This is a genomic window from Stenotrophomonas sp. MMGLT7, assembly GCF_021168555.1.
GTDB lineage: Bacteria > Pseudomonadota > Gammaproteobacteria > Xanthomonadales > Xanthomonadaceae > MMGLT7.
In genome coordinates, this window is record NZ_JAJOZS010000011.1 from 1 (window position 1) to 22016 (window position 22016).

Consider the following 22016-nt stretch of genomic DNA (forward strand, 5'->3'; position numbering starts at 1 on the left):
AAGCCGCGAGGGCTTTCCCCAGTAAAGCCCTCGCGGCTTACGCCGCTCCTACAGACATGGCGCATGCCTGGGCATACACCCACGCCCGACGCCTCATGAACCTGAAGGTACCTCTCCGCTTGCCAGACTGGCACGGGACTTGCCTGTGCAACGGCATGGCCGCGACTGGCCGCTCAAGGTCGCGGTACGGCAGCCGATAAGGCTTGTCGAGAGTCCGTCACACACCGCGAGCGGCCCTACAGGAACAGCACCATGGCGACTTCGATCTCAGCAACCGGCTCAGGCCTGGACATACCGACCCTGGTCTCCCAGCTGGTCACCGCCGCGCGCACCCCGACCGAGACCCGCATCAACACCGCCGGCACCACGGCCACCGCCAAGCTTTCGGCGATCAGCCAGGTCAAGAACGTCATGACCACCCTGCAGACCGCGCTGAACAGCGTGATCAGCAGCGCCGACAGCACCGCATACAAGGCCACGGTGGCCAGCGGCGCCGGCTTCACCGCCACCACCACGTCGAGTGCCGTGGCCGGCAGCTACAGCGTGGAGGTGGCCCGGCTGGCGACCGCGCAGAAGCTTTCCTCGGCCGCCTACGAGGCCGATGCCACGATAGGCAGCGGTACGCTGAGCATCGCCTATGGCGAGGACAACAGCATCGATGTCGAGATCGGCGAGGACGCCACCCTGGCCGACATCGCCGCGGCGGTCAACAAGGCCGCCGGCGGCAAGGGCGTGGTCGCCAGCGTGGTGACCGCCGACGATGGCCAGCACCTGATGTTCAGTGCCGTCGGCCTGGGCACGGAGAATGCGCTAACCATCACCGCCAGCGGCGACGATGCCCTGCAGGCGCTGACCAATGGCGACGGAGGCAGCCTGACCGAGACCGTCGCCGCCACCGACGCGTTGGTGCGGGTGGACGGCTTCGAGCGCACGGTAAGCAGCAACACCATCGCCGATCTCGTCCCCGGCGTGGTGCTCAACCTCACCCAGGCCGAGGCAGGCAAGACCTATACCGTGGGCGTAGCTACCGACACCAGCACCCTCAAGGCCAACCTCACCGCATACGCCTCGGCCTACAACGCCGCCAACACCCTGCTCAAGAGCAGCAGCGCCTATGACGCCACCACCCAGACTGCCTCCGCATTGACCGGCGACTCCCTGATCCGTGGTCTGCAACAGCAACTGCGCAGCCAGGTCAGCGCCAACATCGGCGATCTGAAGACGCTGGGCATCACCCTGGACAAGGACGGGGTGATGAGCTTCAGCAGTACCGATTTCGACACCGCGATCGCCGCTGATCCGGATGCGGCTGCTGCGATGTTCGGCAAGAACGGCAGCTACAGCGCCAGCCTGACCTCGCTGCTGGACAGCAACCTCAATTCCACCAGCGGCACCCTGGTGCAGCGCACCACCAGCCTCAACAAGCAGATCGCCGACCTGGAACAGCAGCTCGACGACCTCGACACCCGCATGACCAAGCTGTCGGACCTGTACACCGCCCAGTTCACGGCGATGGAAACGATGATCGTGCAATTGCAGAGCAGCGCCAGTTCGCTCAACAGCCTGCTGTCGAGCTCGTCCGACTGACGATGGCGCGCATGACGCTCAAGTCGCGGCCGCGGCATGCCGATAAAGATCCTGTCCGCCACCCCGGCCGTGCTTGTCTTGGCTCCTGCCGCAGGGGCAGTGTCGAGCCGCGCCATCGCCGGGTCCCGCCATCCAAGGAATGATCCCATGTACGGTTCCAGCCGCCAGTTCGCCGAGCAGTACCGCAAGGTCGGCGTATCCACCAGCGTGACCGATGCCGATCCGCACAAGCTGATCGCGCTGCTGTTCGACGGCGCCTGCCAGCGCATCCGCCAGGCCCAGGCCGGCATTGCCCAGGGCGACCTGGCACGCAAGGGCAAGGCCATCGGCGAGGCCTGCGCGATCATCGGCCACCTCAACGGCTCGCTGGACCACGAGGCCGGCGGCGAGATCGCCGGAAACCTGTCCGCGCTCTACGACTACCTGATCCATCGCCTCACCGAGGCCAACCTGCACAACGACGAATCGGCGCTGGCCGAATCGCTGCAGCTGCTCGGCGAGATCGACTCGGCCTGGAACGCCATCCCGCAGGCGCAGCGCAACATCCCGGCCACGCCCTGATGGAATCCCCGCTGCACAGCGTCGCGTCGTTGCGGGCCGAGGTCGCCGCGATCCAGGATGCGCTGGCCCGCGAGGAACTCGAGCCGCTGCCGCAGATGCTGAGCCAGCACGACCTGCACCTGCGCGAGTTCTGCGCCGGCGCGGATGCGAAGAGGTTCAAGGAGGAACTGCGGCAGCTGCAGGCGATGCAGATGCAGGCGATCGCGCAAATGCGCCAGTTCCAGCAGAAGTTGAAGGCACTGATGCAGACCCAGCGCCGTTCCGGCCACGCCGCGCGTGCCTATGTCCAGGGAGGACTGTCATGACCACCGGCACCGCCATCCACCACCGCGCCGAAGCCGAGCTGTTCGACGACACCCTGAGCTGCGAGCTGGACATCCCCGCCGAGTTCGTCGCGGGCAGCCAGCGCGCCAGCCGTCCGGGCAGCGCCGAGGCCCTGCTGCGCGGCCTGGCGCAGGTGGAGGAAGCGCGCAACGACGACGTCCACGAGGACCGCGGCAACCTGCCGCCGCTGGTGCAGCGCATGGACGCCAAGCTCGACCTGCTGCTGGTGCTGCTGGGACGGCTGGCGCGGCAGCAGGGCGACGAACTGCCGCTGCGCCCGGTGCGCTGGTCGCGGCGCGGTCTGCGGCTGGAAACCGGCGTGCGCCACGGCGCCGCGGCCGGCATCGTCAGGCTGCAGCCGGCCGAATGGCTGCCCGACCACCTGGAACTGCCGGTGAGCGTGATCGCCGAAGCCGCCAGCGGCGTGGGCAGCCACTACCTGTGGCTGCGCTTCGATGCGCTCGACGCCGGCCTGGAAGCAGCGATGGAGCGGCATATCTTCCGCCTGCACCGCCGCCAGGTGGCGAAGGCGCGGCAGGCTTCCTGAGCCCCCTGCAGGGTAGCGCCCGTAGGAGCGACTTCAGTCGCGATGTGGCTTTCCCGGCAGAGCCCCATCGCGACTGAAGTCGCTCCTACGGCCGCCGTGCAATCGGCGCCTGCGCCGGCCATCGTGGTTCCACCGGTTGGCGCGGGCGCGCCGCTCCGCTAAGGTGGACCCCTCGGGGAAACAAGCAGCCTTACGTGCGAGTCATCATCGTCGACGATCACACCCTGGTCCGCGCCGGTCTCTGTCGCCTGCTGCAGGCATTCGCCGGGGTGGACGTGGTGGCCGAGGCCAGCAACGCCCAGCAGGCGCTGGACCTGTCGGTGCTGCACCGGCCCGACCTGGTGCTGATGGACCTGTCGCTGCCGGGCCGCAACGGACTGGATGCGCTCAGCGACGTGCTCAAGGCGGTCCCCGGCACGCGCGTGGTGATGATGTCGATGCACGACGATGCGGTGCATGTACGCGATGCGCTCGATCGCGGTGCCTCCGGCTTCGTGGTCAAGGATGCCGCCCCGCTGGAACTGGAACTGGCGCTGCGCGCGGCCCAGGCCGGCCAGGTGTTCCTGAGCCCGCAGATCTCGGCCAAGATGATCGCGCCGATGCTCGGCCGCGAGCGGCCGCAGGGCGTGGCCGCGCTGTCGCCGCGGCAGCGGCAGATCCTGCGCGAACTCGGCCGTGGCCGCAGCACCAAGGAGATCGCCGCCGACCTGGAGATCAGCGTCAAGACGGTGGAGACCCACCGTGCCCGCATGATGGAATCGCTGGGCTGCCGCCGCGCCAACGAGCTGCTGCTGCTCGCCGCCCGCTACCAGAACGAACTGTAGCTCGGCCCGTCGCGGCCGCCGGGTGCGCAGCCGGGACCATGGATGCCGAGGGTAATGGACAGGACGCGCCGTCGGCATTCCGGCACGGCACTTGCCTGAGTGCAGGGATCGGCCTATCTCCGCCAGCCCTGCGGCGACGGGACGCTGGCACGGCCGCCGGGGAGGCCGGGGCGATGTAGGGGTTTTCCCCACATAGTGTCAGGAAACCGACGACCCGCCACGGAATCCCCCCGATTACGAAACCGTCGCCGCCGCCGCAAGATGGCTGCACGGGCGCCAAGTTGCTGGCGCCGGTTCCGGGGAAGCGCATGAAACCCACCATCGCCGTACAGCTCGGCCAGCAGCTGCACCTGACGCCGCAGCTGCTGCAGTCGATCCGCCTGCTGCAACTCGACGGGATGCAGCTGGAGCTGGAGATCCGCCGCGCCCTGGAGAGCAATCCCCTGCTGGAGCTGGAAGAGCAGCAGAGCGAGAGCGACGAACCCGCCGGTGCCGGGGACGATGCGGCGCTGGACACGGCCGCCTTCGACGAACTGCCCGAATCCTCGATGTGGGACGTGCCCGGCGGCAGCTGGAACGATGCCGACGACGACCGCATGCAGCGCGTGGCCGCCGGCGAATCCAGCGACCCGCAGCTGCGCGTGCTCGCCCGGCTGGCACTGGAGCTGGACCCCAGGTCACTGGAGATCGCCGCATTCTGGCTGGAGCACAGCGACGACACAGGCTATCTGTCGGCGCCGCGCGCGGAACTGCTCCTGCGCGCCTCGGCCCGCTTCGACCTCGACGCCGCCGCGATCGAGGCCGTGCGCCAGCGCCTGCTGCATGGCGAACCGGCGGGCCTGTGCGCCTGCGACCTGCGCGAATGCCTGCTGTCGCAGCTGGCCGCCCTGCCCGGCCGCGTCGCCGGCCGCCCGCTGGCCGCCCGCATCCTCGCGCAGGACCTGGCGCTGCTGGCCGCACACGACTACCCGGCGCTGGCGCAGCTGCTCGACGCCGAGGCCGAGGACATCCGCGCGGCGGTGCGCCTGATCCTGTCGCTGCAGCCGCGCCCCGGGGACAGCCTGCTGCCCGAAACCCGGGTGGCGGTGATACCGGACGTGGTCGCCTGGCATGCCGACGGCAGCTGGCGGGTGGCGCTCAATCCGGCCACCAGCCGCCGCGTGGCGATCAACCCCACCTACGAGCGCGCCCTGGCCGCCGCCGGCGAAAGCGCCCAGCCGCTGCGCGAGATGTTGCAGGAGGCGCGCTGGCTCACCCGCGGCCTGTCGATGCGCTACGACACCCTGCTGCGCGCCACCCGCGCCATCGTCGAGCGCCAGGCCGCCTTCCTGAGCCGCGGCGACGAGGCGATGGCACCGTTGACGCTCAAGGAGATCGCCGACGAGATCGGCATGCACGAGTCCACCATCTCGCGCATCACCACCGGCAAGTACCTGCAGACGCCGCGCGGCACCTTCGAACTGAAGCACTTCTTCGCCGTCCGCCTGGAGGGCGCCAGCGTCTCCGGGCAGGCGGTCAAGGCCATGGTGCGGCGCCTGATCGAATCCGAACCGGCGGCGCGGCCGCTGGCCGACGAGGCCATCGCCGGGCTGCTGGCGCGACAGGGCGTGAACATCGCCCGGCGCACGGTGGCCAAGTATCGCGAACAGCTCGACATCGCCCCGGCACGGGAACGCCGCCGCAATGCCAAGCCACAACTGGCCCGTGCGGGCTGAGGATCAAGGAATGAGCAAGCTCAAGGTACTGCTGGTCGACGACCACGAGGGTTTCATCAACGCCGCCATGCGCCATTTCCGCAAGGTCGACTGGCTGGAGATCGTCGGCAGCGCCGGCAACGGCCTGCAGGCGATCGAGCGCTCCGAGGCGCTGCGCCCGCAGGTGGTGCTGATGGACCTGGCGATGCCGGAGATGGGCGGGCTGCAGGCCACGCGCCTGATCAAGACCCAGGACGAGCCGCCGTACATCGTCATCGCCAGCCATTTCGACGACGCCGAACACCGCGAGCACGCCCTGCGCGCCGGCGCCGACAACTTCGTAAGCAAGCTTTCGTACATCCAGGAGGTCATGCCGATCCTGGAGAACCTGGTCCAAGGGGAACCGTCATGAGCGAATCACGCATCCTGGTACTCGATGGCGACGCCGAACGCGCCGAACGCATCTCGGGCCTGCTCGAATTCATGGACTTCACGCCGCGCTGGGTCAGCGAGCCGGGCGACATCAACCTGGCCCGCAGCCGCCAGAGCGACTGGGTCGCGGTGGTGGTCGGCACGCTGGACACCCCTGCCGACGCCGATGCCTTCTTCGCCTGGCTGGGGCGCTCGGCGCTGCCGCCGCCGCTGCTGCTGCTCGACCAGGACAGCGCCGGCTTCGCCTCGCGCCACGGCCTGCACGAGGCCAACGTATGGCCGCTGGAGATGCCGCTGCGCCACGCCCAGCTGGAGCTGCTGCTGCGCCGGGCCAGCCTCAAGCGCCTGGATGCCGAGCACCAGGCCGGCGCCGTGGACGACCCTTCCCCCACCGGCGACAGCGCGGCGGTGGTGCGCCTGCGCCGGCTGATCGACCAGGTCGCCGGCTTCGACACCACGGTGCTGGTGCTGGGCGAATCGGGCACCGGCAAGGAAGTGGTGGCGCGCGCCATCCATCGCCTGTCGCCGCGCCGCGACGGTCCGTTCGTGGCGATCAACTGCGGCGCCATCCCGCCGGACCTGCTGGAGAGCGAGCTGTTCGGCCACGAGAAGGGCGCCTTCACCGGCGCGCTGTCGGCGCGCAAGGGCCGCTTCGAGATGGCCGAGGGCGGCACCCTGCTGCTGGACGAGATCGGCGACATGAGCCTGCCGATGCAGGTCAAGCTGCTGCGCGTGCTGCAGGAGCGCAGCTTCGAGCGCGTCGGCGGCGGCCAGACCATCCGCTGCAACGTGCGGGTGATCGCCGCCACCCACCGCGACCTGGAACAGCGCATCGCCGACGACATTTTCCGCGAGGACCTGTTCTACCGGCTCAACGTGTTCCCGATCGAGATGCCGTCGCTGCGCGAGCGCGCCGACGACCTGCCGGCGCTGGTGTCCACCATCGCCGCGCAGCTGGCGCGCACCGGCCGCGGCGAGGTCCGCTTCGCCGAGGAGGCGCTGCAGGCACTGCGCAGCTACGCCTGGCCGGGCAACGTGCGCGAACTGACCAACCTGGTCGAGCGGCTTGCGGTGCTGCACCCGGGTGGGCTGGTGCGCGTGCAGGACCTGCCGGCACGCTACCGCGGCGACTTCCCGCTGCCGCCGCAGGAGCATCCGCTGGAACTGCCGGGCGAAAAGCCGACCGAACTGCTGGCCGCCGCCAGGCCGGTGGCCGCGGCGACCGACCAGGATGTCCTCCACCTGCCCGAGAACGGCATCGACCTGCGCGGGCACATGGCGACCATCGAGCTTTCGCTGATCAACGAGGCGCTGGAACGCACCCAGGGCGTGGTCGCCCATGCGGCGCAGCTGCTGGGCCTGCGCCGCACCACGCTGGTGGAGAAGCTGCGCAAGTACGGCGTGGACCGCGAGCCGACCCAACTCGCCGGCTGAGCCGGGGGCCGCGATGCGGGATGAGCGACCGTAGGAGCGACTTCAGTCGCGATCGGGCCTTACCGGTGCAGCCTCATCGCGACTGAAGTCGCTCCTACGACAGCGTCCATACAGTCGCTCTACAGGTCCCGCGCGGCCCGATGCGTCGGCGCCAGCCACGCCAGCGGACGGCTTTACACAGTTTTCACTCCGTCGCACCTGCCGTGGCGCAACATAGCGTCCCGGGCGGCCCTCGATTGCAAATGCATCGATGTGGCCGCATGTCGTACATGCCTAGTTTGATCGAGATCAAGGGCACTACCGACTCATGGGAAGATGATCTTCCATACACAAGGACTGTCCTACGCAAGTTGGATCCGGGCAGTTCAGGCAGATTCCAACGTGGAGTAACGCCATGGCTTACGCAACAACCAACCCGTATACGGGTGAAACCCTCAAGACCTTCCCCAACTCCACCGACGCCGAGGTCGCTCAGGCGCTGGACAACGGGCAGAAGGCATTCGAGCAGTGGAAGCTGACCAGCTTTGCCGAACGCAGCAAGATCCTGCAGAAGACCGCCGACCTGCTGCGCAAGGACCATACCGAGTACGCCAAGATCCTGACCCTGGAGATGGGCAAGCTGCTGACCGAGGCCGAGGGCGAGGTGGAACTGTCGGCGCAGATCCTGGAGTACTACGCCAACAACGCGGAGAAGCTGCTCGCCCCGGAGAAGCTGTCCACCAAGCATCCGGCCTACAGCGAGGCCTGGGTGGAGCACGAACCGCAGGGCATCCTGCTGGCGATCGAGCCGTGGAACTTCCCCTATTACCAGGTCGTGCGCATCGCCGCGCCGCAGCTTTCCGCCGGCAACGTGATCATCCTCAAGCATGCCTCCAACGTGCCGCAGTGCGCGGCCGTGTTCGAGAAGCTGTTCCGCGAGGCCGGCCTGCCCGAGGGCGGCTTCAAGAACCTGTATCCCAACCGCACCCAGCTGGAAACCATCATCAACGATCCGCGTGTGCAGGGCGTGGCCCTGACCGGTTCGGAGGGCGCAGGCGCGATCGTCGCCGCCCAGGCCGGCAAGGCGCTGAAGAAGTCCACCATGGAGCTCGGCGGTGCCGACGCCTTCGTCGTGCTCAAGGACGCCGATCTGGACAAGGCGGTCAAGTGGGCCGTGACCGGCCGCCACTGGAATGCCGGCCAGGTCTGCTGCTCATCCAAGCGCATCATCGTGGTCGACGAGATCTACGACGAGTTCCTGAAGAAGTACATCGACGGCGTGGGCAAGCTCAAGGCCGGCGATCCGCTGGACCCGTCCACCACGCTCGCCCCGCTGTCCTCCAAGGGCGCGCTTGACGACCTCAACAAGCAGGTCGAGGAAGCGGTCGGGCACGGCGCCAAGGTGCAGGTGATCGGCCCGGAGATCCCGTCCCAGGGTTCGTTCTTCCGCCCGGTGCTGCTGACCGGCGTGACCGACGACAACCCGGCGCACTACTGGGAATTCTTCGGCCCGGTCTCGCAGGTCATCCGCGCCAAGGACGAGGCCGACGCGATCCGCATCGCCAACGACTCGCCGTTCGGCCTGGGTGGTTCGGTGTTCACCACCGACATCAAGCACGGCGTCGAGGTGGCGCAGAAGATCTCCACCGGCATGGTCTACATCAACCATCCCACCGGCGTGGCCGCGGACCTGCCCTTCGGTGGCGTGCGCCGCTCCGGCTATGGCCGCGAGCTGGTCGGACTGGGCATCAAGGAGTTCGTCAACCACAAGCTGATCACGGTGACGGACATCGACGGCGCGTTCTGATCCAGCCGTCTCCCTGAGCCGAGACAGGAAAACCCCCGGCTTGCCGGGGGTTTTTCGTTGTCTGGAGATTAGGGATTGGGGATTAGGGATTGGGGATTCGTAAGAGCGGGAGCCCTGGCTTTTGCCAATCCCCAATCCCCAATCCCGAATCCCGAATCCCCAATCCCCAATCCCAGCCACTCCGGCACACCTCTTGCATCACCCGTGGCAGCCTCCCGGCATGGCGTTGCCACGATGACCGATTCCATCAACTCGATCCTGTCGCAGATCCGCAGCTACCAGAACCAGATGGGCCAGAACGTGGCGCCGCTGGGCGATGCGGCGCGCAGCAATGCCATCTCGGGGCTGGGCGGCAGCGCGCCGGCGCAGGCGCCCAGCTTCACCGAGACCCTGCGCAGCGCCGTGGCCGGGGTCAACGAGGCGCAGCAGAAGTCCGGCGCGCTGGCCAAGGCGTTCGAACTGGGCGATCCCAGCGCCGACCTGGCCAAGGTGATGATCGCCTCGCAACAGTCCCAGGTGGCGTTCCGCGCCACCGTGGAAGTCCGCAACCGACTCGTCCAGGCCTACCAGGACGTCATGAACATGTCGCTGTAGGGGATAGGAACGCATGGCACTCGCGCTCACCAAGGACACATTCAGCAGCGAAAAGGCCGGCGCCTGGTTCGACCGCCTGCAGAGCCTGCAGATCACCCGCAAGCTGGCGCTGATGGGCATGATCGCGGTGGCGGTGGCGGCCGGGCTGGCGGTGTTCTTCTGGTCGCAGAAGCCCGGCTTCACCCCGCTGTACACCGGCCTGGACGAGAAGGCCACGGCCGAGGCCACCGACCTGCTGCGCACCGCCAAGATCCCGTTCAAGATCGATCCGGCCACCGGCGCGATCACCGTGCCGGAGAAGAACCTCTACGACGCGCGGCTCAAGCTGGCCGGCTCCGGCCTGAGCGACAGCGGCCGCTTCGGCTTCGAGATGATCGAGCGCGACCCGGGCTTCGGCGTGAGCCAGTTCGTCGAGAACGCGCGCTACCAGCACGCGCTGGAAACCGAGCTGGTGCGCACCATCAGCACCCTGCGGCCGGTACGCGACGCGCGCGTGCACCTGGCCATCCCCAAGCCCAGCGCCTTCACCCGCCAGCGCGACGTCGCCAGCGCCTCGGTGGTGCTGGAGCTGCGCGGCGGGCAGACGCTGGAGCGCAACCAGGTCGATGCCATCGTGCACCTGGTCGCCTCCTCGATCCCGGACCTGGCGCCGGAGCGGGTGACCGTGGTCGACCAGAGCGGGCGCATGCTCACCATCAGCGACCCGGACAGCGACGCCGCGCTCAACGCCGCCCAGTTCGAGCAGGTGCGGCGCCAGGAGAACTCGTACAACCAGCGCATCCGCGAGCTGCTGGAGCCGATGACCGGCCCCGGCCGGGTCAATCCGGAAGTCAGCGTCGACATGGACTTCTCGGTGGTCGAGGAGGCGCGCGAGCTCTACAACGGCGAGCCGCCGAAGCTGCGCAGCGAACAGGTCAGCGAGAACAGCACCAGCACGCCGGGGCCGCAGGGCGTGCCCGGCGCCGCCAGCAACACCCCGCCCGGCCCGGCCGTGCCCGGCCAGCCGGCGCCCGCCGCCGGCGCCAACCCGGCGAACCCGGCCAACGCGCAGGCCGCCGCCGCGGCCGCGCCGACCGAAAGCGCCAAGAGCGCCACCCGCAACTTCGAGCTGGACCGCACCCTGCAGCACACCCGCCAGCCGGCCGGGCGCATCCGCCGGGTTTCCGTCGCGGTGCTGCTGGACCACGTACCGCGCCCCGGCGCCAACGGCAGGACCGTGCAGCAGGAACTGAGCGCGGCCGAGCTGACCCGGATCGAGGCGCTGGTCAAACAGGCGGTCGGCTTCGACGCCGCGCGCGGCGACACCGTGTCGGTGATGAACGCCCCGTTCGTGCGCGAGACCGCCGAGCCCGGCGACGCGCCGCACTGGTGGGAGGACCCGCGCGTGCAGGACGCGCTGCGGCTGGTGCTCGGCGCGGTGGTGGTGCTGGCGCTGCTGTTCGGCGTGCTGCGCCCGGCCCTGCGCCAGATCGCCGGCCCCGCGCCGGCCCGCAAGGCCGACCGCAGCGAGCCGCAGACCGCCGAGGTCCAGGTAATGGACGACGACGACGATCTGCTGCCGACGCTGGAGGAGAGCAGCGCCAAGCCGGCGCAGTCGCCGGCCATCGCCCTGCCCTCCAATGCCTACGAGGACCGGCTGCGGCAGGCGCGCGAGGCGGTGAAGACCGACTCCAAGCGGGTCGCGCAGGTGGTCAAGGGATGGGTGGCCAATGAAGCCTGATCCGAACACGTCGCCGCTCACCGGCGTGCAGCGCGCCGCGGTGCTGCTGCTGTCGCTGGGCGAGGCCGACGCCGCCGAGGTGCTCAAGCACATGGACCCCAAGGAGGTGCAGAAGATCGGCATCGCCATGGCGACCATGAGCGGGGTCTCGCGCGAACAGGTCGAGGGGGTGATGGACCAGTTCAATGCCGAGCTGGGCAACAAGACCTCGCTGGGTGTGGGCGCCGACGACTACATCCGCAACGTGCTGGTGCAGGCGCTTGGCCAGGAGAAGGCGTCCGGGCTGATCGACCGCATCCTGCTCGGCCGCAACACCACCGGGCTGGACACGCTCAAGTGGATGGACCCGCGCGCGGTCGCCGACCTGATCCGCAACGAGCACCCGCAGATCATCGCCATCGTCATGGCGCACCTTGACAGCGACCAGGCCGCCGAGGCGCTGAAGCTGCTGCCCGACCGCGTGCGCGCCGACGTGCTGCTGCGCATCGCCACCCTCGACGGCATCCCGCCCAACGCGCTCAACGAACTCAACGAGATCATGGAGCGCCAGTTCGCCGGCAACCAGAACCTGAAGTCCTCCAGCATCGGCGGGATCAAAGTGGCAGCCAACATCCTCAACTTCATGGACAGCGGCCAGGACCAGGGCCTGCTCGCGGCGATCAGCAAGGTCGATGCCGAGCTGGGCAACCGCATCCAGGAGCAGATGTTCGTGTTCGACAACCTGGTGGACCTGGACGACCGCGACCTGCAGACCATGCTGCGCGAGGTCTCCGGCGAACGCCTGGGGCTGGCGCTGCGCGGGGCCGACGTCAAGGTGCGCGACAAGATCACCCGCAACATGTCCCAGCGCGCCGCCGACATCCTGCTCGAGGACATGGAGGCGCGCGGGCCGGTGCGCCTGTCCGACGTGGAGGCCGCGCAGAAGGAGATCCTCGGCATCGTGCGGCGGCTGGCCGATGAAGGCGTCATCAACCTGGGCGCCGGCGGCGCGGAGCCGCTGGTATGAGCCAGGTCGTGCGCTGGGCCTTCCCCGAATTCGACGCGGTGCCGCCGGCGCCGGTGGAGGAAATCGCCGAACCGGTGCTGCGGCCGCCGACGCTGGAGGAGATCCAGGCCATCCAGGACGACGCCCGCAAGGAGGGCTTCGACAACGGCCACGCCGAGGGCCTGGCGCAGGGACAGGCGGAGATCCGCCGCCTCACCGCACAGATCGAGGGCATCCTGGACAACTTCAGCCGGCCGCTGGCACGGCTGGAGAACGAGGTCGTCGGCGCCCTGGGCGAACTGGCCGTGCGCATCGCCGGCAGCCTGGTCGGGCGCGCCTACGAGGCCGACCCGGTGCTGTTGTCGGACCTGGTCGGCGAGGCCGTCGATGCCGTCGGCGGTGCCGCCCGCGACGTCGAGGTGCGCCTGCACCCGGACGACATCGCCGCGCTGACGCCGCTGCTGTCGATGATGACCGGGATCCGCCTGGTCCCGGACCTGGCGCTCGGCCGCGGCGACCTGCGCGTGCATGCCGAGACCGTGCGCATCGACGGCACCCTGGACGCGCGCCTGCGCACGGCGCTGCAGACCGTGCTGCGCAAGGCGGGGGCCGGGTTGTGACCGCCGCCACGCCCGCCCAGTCCTTTGAAATTTCCCTTCTCCCGCCTGCGGGGGAAGGTGCCCGAAGGGCGGATGGGGGCTGCCCGAAGTACCGCAATGCCTCCAAAGCCCCCTCATCCGGCGCTTCGCGTCACCTTTTCCCGCTAGCGGGAGAAGGGAACGCCAGGGGCCGTCGGCGGTACACCCCATGAGCGCCAACCTGCTCCCCTCCACCGCCCCGGCCGAATGGGCCGCCGCGCGCAGCCTGCGCATCGCCACCCGGCTCGGCGCGCTCGGCCTGGACCCGGCGCAGGGCCGCGGGCTGATCCGCGAGGGCATCCTGCGCCGCGCCGTCGGCCTGACCCTGGAGGCGGTGGGCTGCGAGGCGCCGCTGGGCGCCACCTGCAAGGTGGAAGTGGTAGACGGCGGCTGGGTCGATGCCGAGGTGGTCGGCTTCGCCGGCGAGCGCACCTACCTGATGCCCAGCGCCGAGCTGCACGGCCTGCTGCCCAATGCGCGGGTGGTGCCGTCGCAGCGCCGCGGCGGCGTCGAGGTCGGCGAAGGCCTGCTCGGCCGCGTCATCGATTCGGACGGCGTGCCGCTGGACGGCAAGGGCCCGATCCGCGCCGAGGGCACCACCGGCATGGCCGGCGTATCGATCAACCCGCTCGCGCGCGAGCCGATCACCCAGCCGCTGGACGTGGGCGTGCGCGCGATCAACGCACTGCTGCCGATCGGCCGCGGCCAGCGCGTGGGCCTGTTCGCCGGCTCCGGCGTCGGCAAGTCGACGCTGCTGGGGATGATGACCCGCTACACCGCCGCCGACGTGATCGTGGTCGGGCTGATCGGCGAGCGCGGCCGCGAAGTGCGCGACTTCGTCGAGACCACGCTGGGCGAGGAAGGCCTGCGCCGCGCCGTGGTGGTCGCCGCGCCGGCCGACCGGCCGCCGCTGGCGCGCCTGCACGGCGCCTACCGCGCCACCGCGATCGCCGAATGGTTCCGCGACCAGGGCCTGAACGTGCTGCTGCTGATGGACTCGCTGACCCGCTTCGCCCAGGCCCAGCGCGAGATCGGCCTGTCGGTGGGCGAGCCGCCGACCACCCGCGGCTACCCGCCCAGCGTGTTCGCCAAATTGCCGGCGCTGGTCGAGCGCGCCGGCAACGGCGCCAAGGGCCGCGGCTCGATCACCGCCTTCTACACCGTGCTGACCGAGGGCGACGACCCGCAGGACCCGATCGCAGACGCCGCCCGCGCCATCCTCGACGGCCACATCCTGCTCTCGCGACGGGTCGCCGACAGCGGCCTGTACCCGGCCATCGACGTCGAGTCCTCGGTCAGCCGCGTGGTCCAGGACATCGCCGACGAACCGTGGCGGCTGCGCATCCGCAAGCTCAAGCGGCTGGTGTCGGCGTACTCGGCCAACCGCGACCTGATCGCCATCGGCGCCTACCAGCGCGGCAACGACCCGGCCACCGACGAGGCGCTGGAGCGCTGGCCGGAAATCGTCGAATTCCTCGGACAGGACGTGGCCCGCGCCGCGGACCTGCCGCACAGCCAGGCCGCATTGAAGCGGCTGGTAGAACATGAGACCGCACCATGATGCAATCCCGACGAATGGATCCCCTGCTGCGCCGTGCCCAGGACCACGAGGACGAGGTGGCCCGCGACCTCGCCGAGCGCCAGCGTGCGCTCGACACCCATACCTCGCGGCTGGAAGAACTGCGCCGCTACGCCGAGGAATACGCCAACAGCCAGATGGCGCTGACCAGCCCGGCGCAGCTGGCCAACCGCCGCGCCTTCATCGAGCGCTTGGACAGCGCGGTGCAGCAGCAGCGCCAGACCGTGGACCGCAACCGCGAGAAGGTCGAGGCCGAGCGCGCGCGGCTGCTGCTGGCCAGCCGCGACAAGCAGGTGCTGGAGCAGCTGGCGGCCAGCTACCGCGCCCAGGAAAAGGTGGTCAGCGACCGCCGCGACCAGCGCGAGATGGACGACCTCGGCGCACGCCGCGCGCGCCTGTCGCGGCTGGACGACGAAAGCGGGAACGACACGTGAGCGGGCTGTCGTCGATGGCCTCGGTTTCCGCGACCGGCTCCGCCCGCGGCACGGCGGGTTCCGCGCCGGCCGACGACACCCAATCGGCCGGCGGCGATGGCGCGTTCGCGCAGATGATCGGCGCCGGCAGCGCCAGGACGCCGGCCCCGGCCGACAAGGCGGCGGCGGGCAAACAGAGGCAGCCCGCCGACGGCGGCAGCGGCAACGATGCCGGCAAGGCCTCCAAGCCACCGGGAAACAAGATGGACAAGCCGGCCGACACGCAGCAGGCGGCCGAAACCGACGCGACCGACGCGCCCGGGTCCGCGCAGCCGGCCGAGGAGCACGAGGACGCCGCCGCGGACGGCCCGCCGTGGCCGCCGGCCGGGCTGGCCGGGCTGGCCCTCGTCCCCGCGTCCGCCCCGGCCACGGCGGCCCCGCCGCCCGGCGATGCCGCCGCGGCGGCACGAGCCCCGGCGTCGGGTGACGGCCCTGCCGCGCCGGCAGCCGCGGCAGCGGCAGCGGCGGGCGCCGCAGCGCTGTCCGCACCCGGCAAGGCCGACGCCGCCGCGCCTGCCGCCGAGGCCGCGGTGCAGTTGCTCGCTGCGGCAGCCGGCGACGGCCCGTCGCTGGACAACGCCGCCCAGGACAGCGGCCTGCAGGCGACGGCGCGCGACGGCGACGGCTTCGCCGCGCTGCTGTCCGCCGCCCAGCCCGCAGCCGCGGCGAAGGCCGAATCGACGGTGTTCGCCGGATCGCCGACCGCCACGCCCGACCTGGACGGCGACTTCGGCGACGCCGTCGGAGTCCGCCTCGGCTGGCTGGCCGAGCAGAAGGTCGGCCACGCGCACATCCATATCAATCCGGACAAGCTCGGCCCGGTCGAAGTGCGCCTGCAACTGGACGGCGACCGCGTGCACGCCAGTTTCAGCAGCGCCCACGCCGACGTGCGGCAGGCGCTGGAGGACAGCCTGCCGCGCCTGCGCGAGATGCTCGGCCAGCAGGGCCTGCAACTGGCGCAGGCCGACGTCGGCCGGCAGCAGCAGGGCCAGGGCGGCGCGCCGCAGGCCGAGGGCATGCTGGCCGACGGCATCGACGGCATGGAGGGGATCGAGGCCTCCACGGCCACGCTCTCCCCGGTGGCGCTGCGCCTGCGCGGGCTGCTCGATGCCTATGCCTGAGCGGGATTGGGGATTGGGGATTCGCAAGAGCCTGTTCACGATCTCATGCGGGAGCGACCTGTAGGAGCGACTTCAGTCGCGATGGGCTTTATCGGTAAAGCTTCATCGCGACTGAAGTCGCTCCTACGGTGCAGCTTGTCCCCCGAACCCCTGCTCCGCCAACAATCCGCCATCGGCCTGGGCGGCTAACGGCACACGCCTTGCATCACCAGCGGCAGTCATCTCTGCCGGAGTTTCCGCCCCGTGGCCACAGCCGCCGACAAGAACAAGAAAACCGCCGCCAAGGAGAACAGCGGCGGCCGCTCCAAGCTGCTGCTGATCGCCATCGCCGCCGTGGTGGTGGTGGGTGCCGCCGCCGGCGGCGCGGCCTGGTACTTCGCCGGCCGCCAGTCGGCGGATGCGCAGGCCGCCGCCAAGGCCCCCGCGCTGCCGGCGCCGGCGCAGTACTTCGCCATGGATCCGCCGTTCGTGGTCAACCTCAACGGCCCGGCCGACGGCCCGCGCTACCTGCAGGTGGAGGTGCAGCTGATGACCCGCGACGCCGAGGCGCTCAAGAGCATCGAGGCCAACGCACCGGCCATCCGCGCCGCGCTGCTGATGCTGTTCTCGCAGGTGGACCCGGCCGCCATCGCCGACCGTGCCGGCAAGGAGAAGCTGCAGAAGCAGGCGCTGGCCGAGGTGCAGGCGCGGCTCAAGGCCGAGACCGGCAAGCCCTGTGCCGACGACCTGTTGTTCACCAGCTTCGTGACCCAGTAAGGAAGGCGACCGCCGATGAGCGTCAACGACCTGCTATCCCAGGACGAGATCGATGCCCTGCTGCACGGCGTGGATGCCGGCGCGGTCGACACCGGGCCGGCGCCGGCCGAGCCCGGCGAGGCGCGCAACTACGATTTCGCCAGCCAGGACCGCATCATCCGCGGCCGCATGCCGACGCTGGAGATGGTCAACGAGCGCTTCGCGCGGCTGTGGCGGATCGGCCTGTTCAACCTGATCCGGCGCTCGGCCGACCTGTCGGTGCGCGGCATCGACCTGGTCAAGTTCAACGACTACATGCACTCGCTGTACGTGCCGACCAACCTCAACCTGATCAAGTTCAAGCCGCTGCGCGGCACCGGGCTGATCGTGTTCGAGCCGACCCTGGTGTTCACCGTGGTGGACAACTTCTTCGGCGGCGACGGCCGCTACCCCACCCGCATCGAGGGCCGCGAGTTCACCGCCACCGAGATGCGGGTGATCCAGCTGCTGCTCAAGCAGACCTTCGCCGACCTCACCGAGGCGTGGGCGCCGGTGCTGGAGATCGAGCCGGAGTACATCAACTCCGAGATCAACCCGCACTTCGCCAACATCGTCACCCCGCGCGAGTACGTGGTGGTCAGCCGCTTCCACGTCGAGCTGGAAGGCGGCGGCGGCGAGATCCACGTCACCCTGCCGTACTCGATGCTCGAGCCGATCCGCGAGCTGCTCGACGCCGGTATCCAGAGCGACCGCGTCGACCGCGACGAGAGCTGGAACACGATGCTGCGCGAGCAGCTCAACGTCGCCGAGGTCACGCTGTCCAGCGTGCTGGCCAAGCGCCGCATGACCCTGCGCGAGCTGACCCGGCTCAAGGTCGGCGACATCCTGCCCATCGAGCTGCCGCACGAAGTGCCGCTGTGCGTGGAGGACATCCCGGTGTTCACCGGCACCTTCGGCGTGGCCAATGGCAGCAATTCCGTGAAGATCACCGCCGTCCATCCGCCCGGCTTCAGGCCGCGCGCGATCGTCTCCCAGGAAGAAAACCCATGACCGAGAACGAACAGACCGAAGCCGGCGCCGCCCCGGCGCGATTCGACGACCTGCAGGCCGAACAGCACGGCGAGCATGCCGATCTCAACCTCGACGTGATCCTGGACGTGCCGGTGACGCTGTCGCTGGAGGTGGGCCGCACCCGCATGCCGATCCGCAACCTGCTGCAGCTCAACCAGGGCTCGGTGGTCGAGCTGGAGCGCGGCGCCGGCGATCCGCTCGACGTCTACGTCAACGGCACCCTGATCGCCCATGGCGAGGTGGTGGTGATCAACGACCGCTTCGGCATCCGCCTGACCGACGTGGTCAGCCCGTCCGAGCGCATCCGGAGACTGCGGTGACCCCTGCCCTGCTCGCCGTGGCCGCCGCCGGCGGCAGCGCCGGCAAGGCCGCCGCGGCACAGGTCGGCAGCCACGCGCCGTCCACGCCGGGGCTGTTCGGCGCGTTCGTGGCGCTGGCGCTGGTGGTGGCGCTGATCTTCGCGCTGGCGTGGCTGCTGCGGCGCCTGCCCGGCGGCGGCTTCCGCCCCGCCGAGGGCCTGAAGCTGGTCGCCAGCCTGCCGCTGGGCGCCAAGGAGCGCGTGGTGGTGGTGGACGTCGGCGGCCGGCAGCTGCTGCTGGGCGTCACCGCCGGCGGCATCCGCACCCTGCACGAACTGGCCGAACCGCTGCCGCAGGCAGCGGCTCCCAAGCTGCCCGACCTCAAGCAACTCCCCAATTTCGCCCAGCTGCTGGCGCAGAAGCTGCGCAAGGACCGCTGACCATGCCTCACCCCCGCCCCTCCGCGCGCCGCTGGCTGCTGCTGTTGCCGATGCTGTTGCCGCTGCTGCTGCCAGCGCTGGCCTGGGCCGCGCCGGCGGCGGCGCCGCAGATGCCGTCGCTGCCCAACGTCAATGTCGGCCGCATCGGCGATGCGCCGGTGAGCCTGCCGCTGCAGACATTGCTGCTGATGACGGCCATCACCCTGCTGCCGTCGCTGCTGCTGGTGCTGACCGCCTTCACCCGCATCACCGTGGTGCTGGCACTGCTGCGGCAGGCGCTGGGCACCGGGCAGACCCCGTCCAACCAGGTGCTGCTGGGACTGGCGCTGTTCCTGACCATGCTGGTGATGATGCCGGTGTGGCAGAAGGCCTGGAGCGCCGGCCTGGGGCCGTACCTCGACGGCCGGATCGACTTCCAGACCGCCTGGACCCTGACCACCGAGCCGCTGCGCGCGTTCATGCTGGCGCAGATCCGCGAGACCGACCTGATGACCTTCGCCGGCATGGCCGGCAACGGCACCTACGGCAGCCCGGCCGACATCCCGTTCCCGGTGCTGGTCGCCTCGTTCGTCACCTCCGAGCTGAAGACCGCGTTCGAGATCGGCTTCCTGATCTTCATCCCGTTCGTGGTCATCGACCTGGTGGTGGCCAGCGTGCTGATGTCGATGGGCATGATGATGCTGTCGCCGATGCTGGTGTCGGCGCCGTTCAAGATCCTGCTGTTCGTGCTGGTGGACGGCTGGGTGCTGGTGGTGGGCACGCTGGCGGCCAGCTTCAACTGAGCGGATTCCCCAGCGCATCCCGCCCCACCGTAGGGCCGAGCTTGCTCGGCTGAAGCCTTCCCGTTAGAGCCCCAGCCGAGCAAGCTCGGCTCTACGAGAACGGCGGCACGCCCTTCGCGCGCACTTCAGCGCGGCGCGGTGGCGAACTCCCCGCGCTGCAGCCGTTCGGCATCGTTGCCGGCGTGGTCGCGGGCCTTCAGGTCGGCGCCCTTGGCCGCGAGCGCGTCGAGCACGTCCTTGCGCTGGAACAGCGCCGCGTACATCGCCGCGGTCTGCCCGGCGTTGTTGCGCTGGTCCGGCGCGCATCCGGCCTGCATCAGCCGGCGGGCGATGGACAGCTCGCCCTTGAAGATCGCGCCCATCAGCGCGGTGTTGCCGCGCCTGTCCTGCGCGCACGGATCGGCGCCAGCGGCCAGCAGTTGTTCCACCGCCTCGCGCTGGCCGTGGTAGGCGGCCAGGATCAGCGCGGTGTAGCCCTGGTCGTCGCGGGTATCGAGGTCGTAGCGGGCGTCGATGAACTCGGCCAGCATGTCGCCGCGCCCCTCGCGCGCGGCATCGAAGAAGTACTGCCTGAGCTGCGCCCGCAGCTGCGCAGGATCGGGCTGTTGCGCCGGGCCGGCGAAGGCGTTCGCGGCGACCGCGCACAGCGCCGCCAGAAGAAGTTTGCGCATGGTCGTCGTTTCGCTCGGGGGGAGAAGGCGCACCGCGGCTGTCCGCGGTGCGCCGCCTGGATGCATCAGTCCTGCAGCGTGGCGGGCCGCGCCCTGACCCCCGCAAGGTCGCCGCCGGCCACCTTGGCCACGCCGGTGCCGTAGTCGGCGTCGGCCTTGTACAGGTACGAAAGCATGACGTGCTTGGCCTCGTCGGCGGTGCCGGCCAGCGCGCCGCCGAAGGTGTTGATCAGGTCCTGCTGCTCCTTCCTGCCGTACGAGCGGAACAGTTCGCCGGCCTGCCTGAAGTTCTGCTCGCGGTGGATCTTCTGCTGCTGGGTGGTGCCCGACAGCGGCAGCTGGCTGTAGCGCGCCTGCTCGCTCTGCGGGCGCGGCTGCAGGCGGCTGGGCTCGTAGTTGACGCCGCTGGTGGTGTGGCCGGGGTTCATCGCCCCGTCCTGGTTGCCGTTGTTCACCGCCACCCGCGGCCGGTTCACCGGCAGGCTCAGGGCGTTGGCGCCGACGCGGTACATCTGCGTGTCGGCATAGGAGAACAGGCGGCCCTGCAGCAGGCGGTCCTCCGACGGCTCGATGCCCGGCACCAGGTTGGACGGCGCCAGCGCGACCTGCTCGGTCTCCTGGAAGAAGTTGTCGACGTTGCGGTTGAGCACCATCTGCCCGATCTTGCGGCTCGGCACCAGCTCCTCCGGCCAGATCTTGGTGGCGTCCAGCGGGTCGAAGTCGAACTTGGCCAGGTCCTCCGGCGCCAGCACCTGCAGGTACAGGTCCCACTTGGGGTGGTTGCCGGAGCGGATCGCCTCGACCAGCGCGTTGGTCATGTGGTTGAAGTCCTTGCCCTGCACCTGCTCCACCTGCTTGGGGTCGAGGTTGCGCACGCCTTGCTGGGTCTTCCAGGCGAACTTGACGTAGTGCACCTGGCCCTGGGCGTTGACCAGCTTGTAGGCGTGGACGCTGCTGCCGTCCATGTACTGGTAGCCGGCCGGGGTGCCCTCGTTGGACAGCAGCAGGGTCAGGGTGCGGGTCGCCTCGGGCACGTGCGAGAAGAAGTCGAAGGTGCGCGCCATGTCGCCGACGTTGGTGCGCGGGTCGGGCTTGAACGCGTGCACCATGTCGGGGAACTTGATCGCGTCGCGGATGAAAAAGGTCGGGAAGTTGTTGCCGACCAGGTCCCAGTTGCCGTCGCGGGTATAGAACTTGGTGGCGAAGCCGCGCGGGTCGCGCAGCGATTCCGGCGAGTGGTTGCCGTGCACCACCGAGGAGAAGCGCACGAACACCGGGGTCGTCTCGCCCGCGGTGAAGACCTTGGCGATGGTCAGGTCGGACAGGTCGGCGGTGGCGGTGAACTCGCCGTGGGCGCCGGTGCCGCGCGCATGCACCACGCGCTCGGGGATGCGCTCGCGGTCGAAGCGCTGCAGCTTCTGGATCAGCTGCACGTCCTGCAGCAGGGTCGGGCCGGTGGCGCCGGCGGTCTGCGAGTTCTGGTTGTCGCCCACGGCGGCGCCGTTGTCGCGGGTGAGGACGGCTTGCGCCATCGCGGTGTCCATCAGGGCTGCCGGCAGCAGCAGGACCGTCAACGTCAATTTCCCGGCTCGCATGTAGTCTCTCTGGCTTGGGTGGTGCGCGGATGATCCGTGAACGCCCCGGGCCTGTGAATTCATTAGTTGCGATCGCTGCCATAGGCCGATCGAATGCCGCGATCGGCCTCGCGCGCCGCCCGCG

Annotated in this window: 23 protein-coding genes; 21 read left to right on the forward strand and 2 right to left on the reverse strand. The window is 69.8% G+C overall.

Annotated features, from left to right (window positions below; all coding sequences use genetic code 11):
• The first annotated feature begins 252 nt into the window (after positions 1–252).
• The 21 genes from fliD (at position 253) to fliP (ending at position 19626) form a co-directional block, all read left to right on the forward strand.
• Entirely contained in the window at positions 253–1587 is a 1335-nt protein-coding gene (fliD, locus tag LRX76_RS13455; RefSeq protein WP_231806056.1) for a flagellar filament capping protein FliD, read from the forward strand.
• A gap of 147 nt (positions 1588–1734) precedes the next feature.
• On the forward strand, positions 1735–2148 hold the full coding sequence (gene fliS / locus LRX76_RS13460; RefSeq protein ID WP_231806058.1) for a flagellar export chaperone FliS: 414 nt from the start codon (positions 1735–1737) through the stop codon (positions 2146–2148).
• Entirely contained in the window at positions 2148–2453 is a 306-nt protein-coding gene (locus LRX76_RS13465; RefSeq protein WP_231806060.1) for a hypothetical protein, read from the forward strand. Before fliS ends, LRX76_RS13465 begins: the two co-directional genes overlap by 1 nt.
• Positions 2450–3019, forward strand: a complete 570-nt coding sequence (locus LRX76_RS13470) for a PilZ domain-containing protein (protein WP_231806062.1) — start codon at positions 2450–2452, stop codon at positions 3017–3019. Before LRX76_RS13465 ends, LRX76_RS13470 begins: the two co-directional genes overlap by 4 nt.
• A gap of 194 nt (positions 3020–3213) precedes the next feature.
• Positions 3214–3843 (forward strand): response regulator transcription factor, encoded by a 630-nt coding sequence (locus LRX76_RS13475; RefSeq protein ID WP_231806064.1) that lies wholly within the window; start codon positions 3214–3216, stop codon positions 3841–3843.
• 308 nt (positions 3844–4151) lie between these two features.
• Complete coding sequence (rpoN, locus tag LRX76_RS13480; RefSeq protein ID WP_231806066.1) at positions 4152–5558, forward strand: RNA polymerase factor sigma-54; 1407 nt, start codon at positions 4152–4154, stop codon at positions 5556–5558.
• Between the two features lie 10 nt (positions 5559–5568).
• Positions 5569–5949, forward strand: a complete 381-nt coding sequence (locus LRX76_RS13485; RefSeq protein WP_231806068.1) for a response regulator transcription factor — start codon at positions 5569–5571, stop codon at positions 5947–5949.
• Entirely contained in the window at positions 5946–7403 is a 1458-nt protein-coding gene (locus LRX76_RS13490; protein ID WP_231806070.1) for a sigma-54 dependent transcriptional regulator, read from the forward strand. Before LRX76_RS13485 ends, LRX76_RS13490 begins: the two co-directional genes overlap by 4 nt.
• A gap of 394 nt (positions 7404–7797) precedes the next feature.
• Positions 7798–9189, forward strand: a complete 1392-nt coding sequence (locus tag LRX76_RS13495; protein WP_231806072.1) for an NAD-dependent succinate-semialdehyde dehydrogenase — start codon at positions 7798–7800, stop codon at positions 9187–9189.
• Positions 9190–9423: 234 nt separating this feature from the next.
• A complete protein-coding gene (gene fliE, locus LRX76_RS13500) occupies positions 9424–9783 on the forward strand; it encodes a flagellar hook-basal body complex protein FliE (RefSeq protein WP_231806074.1) in 360 nt (119 codons plus the stop codon).
• 13 nt (positions 9784–9796) lie between these two features.
• Complete coding sequence (fliF, locus tag LRX76_RS13505) at positions 9797–11503, forward strand: flagellar basal-body MS-ring/collar protein FliF (RefSeq protein ID WP_231806076.1); 1707 nt, start codon at positions 9797–9799, stop codon at positions 11501–11503.
• Complete coding sequence (gene fliG, locus LRX76_RS13510) at positions 11493–12509, forward strand: flagellar motor switch protein FliG (RefSeq protein ID WP_231806078.1); 1017 nt, start codon at positions 11493–11495, stop codon at positions 12507–12509. The genes fliF and fliG overlap by 11 nt, the downstream gene beginning before the upstream one ends.
• A complete protein-coding gene (locus LRX76_RS13515; protein ID WP_231806080.1) occupies positions 12506–13108 on the forward strand; it encodes a FliH/SctL family protein in 603 nt (200 codons plus the stop codon). Before fliG ends, LRX76_RS13515 begins: the two co-directional genes overlap by 4 nt.
• Before the next feature lie 187 nt (positions 13109–13295).
• Positions 13296–14687, forward strand: coding sequence for a flagellar protein export ATPase FliI (gene fliI / locus LRX76_RS13520; protein ID WP_231806082.1), 1392 nt, complete (start codon positions 13296–13298; stop codon positions 14685–14687).
• Complete coding sequence (fliJ, locus tag LRX76_RS13525; RefSeq protein WP_231806084.1) at positions 14684–15139, forward strand: flagellar export protein FliJ; 456 nt, start codon at positions 14684–14686, stop codon at positions 15137–15139. Before fliI ends, fliJ begins: the two co-directional genes overlap by 4 nt.
• A complete protein-coding gene (locus LRX76_RS13530; RefSeq protein WP_231806086.1) occupies positions 15136–16299 on the forward strand; it encodes a flagellar hook-length control protein FliK in 1164 nt (387 codons plus the stop codon). Before fliJ ends, LRX76_RS13530 begins: the two co-directional genes overlap by 4 nt.
• A gap of 243 nt (positions 16300–16542) precedes the next feature.
• The gene (locus tag LRX76_RS13535; RefSeq protein WP_231806088.1) at positions 16543–17055 is read left to right on the forward strand and encodes a flagellar basal body-associated FliL family protein; all 513 of its coding nucleotides are present in this window, start codon (positions 16543–16545) and stop codon (positions 17053–17055) included.
• Between the two features lie 15 nt (positions 17056–17070).
• Positions 17071–18084, forward strand: a complete 1014-nt coding sequence (gene fliM / locus LRX76_RS13540) for a flagellar motor switch protein FliM (protein WP_231806090.1) — start codon at positions 17071–17073, stop codon at positions 18082–18084.
• A complete protein-coding gene (fliN, locus tag LRX76_RS13545; RefSeq protein ID WP_231806092.1) occupies positions 18081–18425 on the forward strand; it encodes a flagellar motor switch protein FliN in 345 nt (114 codons plus the stop codon). Before fliM ends, fliN begins: the two co-directional genes overlap by 4 nt.
• Complete coding sequence (fliO, locus tag LRX76_RS13550) at positions 18422–18844, forward strand: flagellar biosynthetic protein FliO (RefSeq protein WP_231806094.1); 423 nt, start codon at positions 18422–18424, stop codon at positions 18842–18844. Before fliN ends, fliO begins: the two co-directional genes overlap by 4 nt.
• A 50-nt stretch (positions 18845–18894) precedes the next feature.
• Positions 18895–19626: a flagellar type III secretion system pore protein FliP gene (gene fliP / locus LRX76_RS13555; protein WP_231806234.1), complete on the forward strand. Its 732-nt coding sequence runs from the start codon at positions 18895–18897 to the stop codon at positions 19624–19626.
• 125 nt (positions 19627–19751) lie between these two features.
• Here the strand turns inward: fliP and LRX76_RS13560 are convergent, their stop codons facing one another.
• Together LRX76_RS13560 and LRX76_RS13565 are read right to left on the reverse strand one after the other, a co-directional pair.
• Positions 19752–20297 carry an ankyrin repeat domain-containing protein gene (locus LRX76_RS13560; protein WP_231806096.1) on the reverse strand — a complete coding sequence of 182 codons (546 nt, stop codon included), beginning with the start codon at positions 20295–20297 and terminating at the stop codon, positions 19752–19754.
• Positions 20298–20362: 65 nt separating this feature from the next.
• Positions 20363–21841, reverse strand: coding sequence for a catalase (locus LRX76_RS13565; RefSeq protein ID WP_231806235.1), 1479 nt, complete (start codon positions 21839–21841; stop codon positions 20363–20365).
• Positions 21842–22016 lie beyond the last annotated feature (175 nt).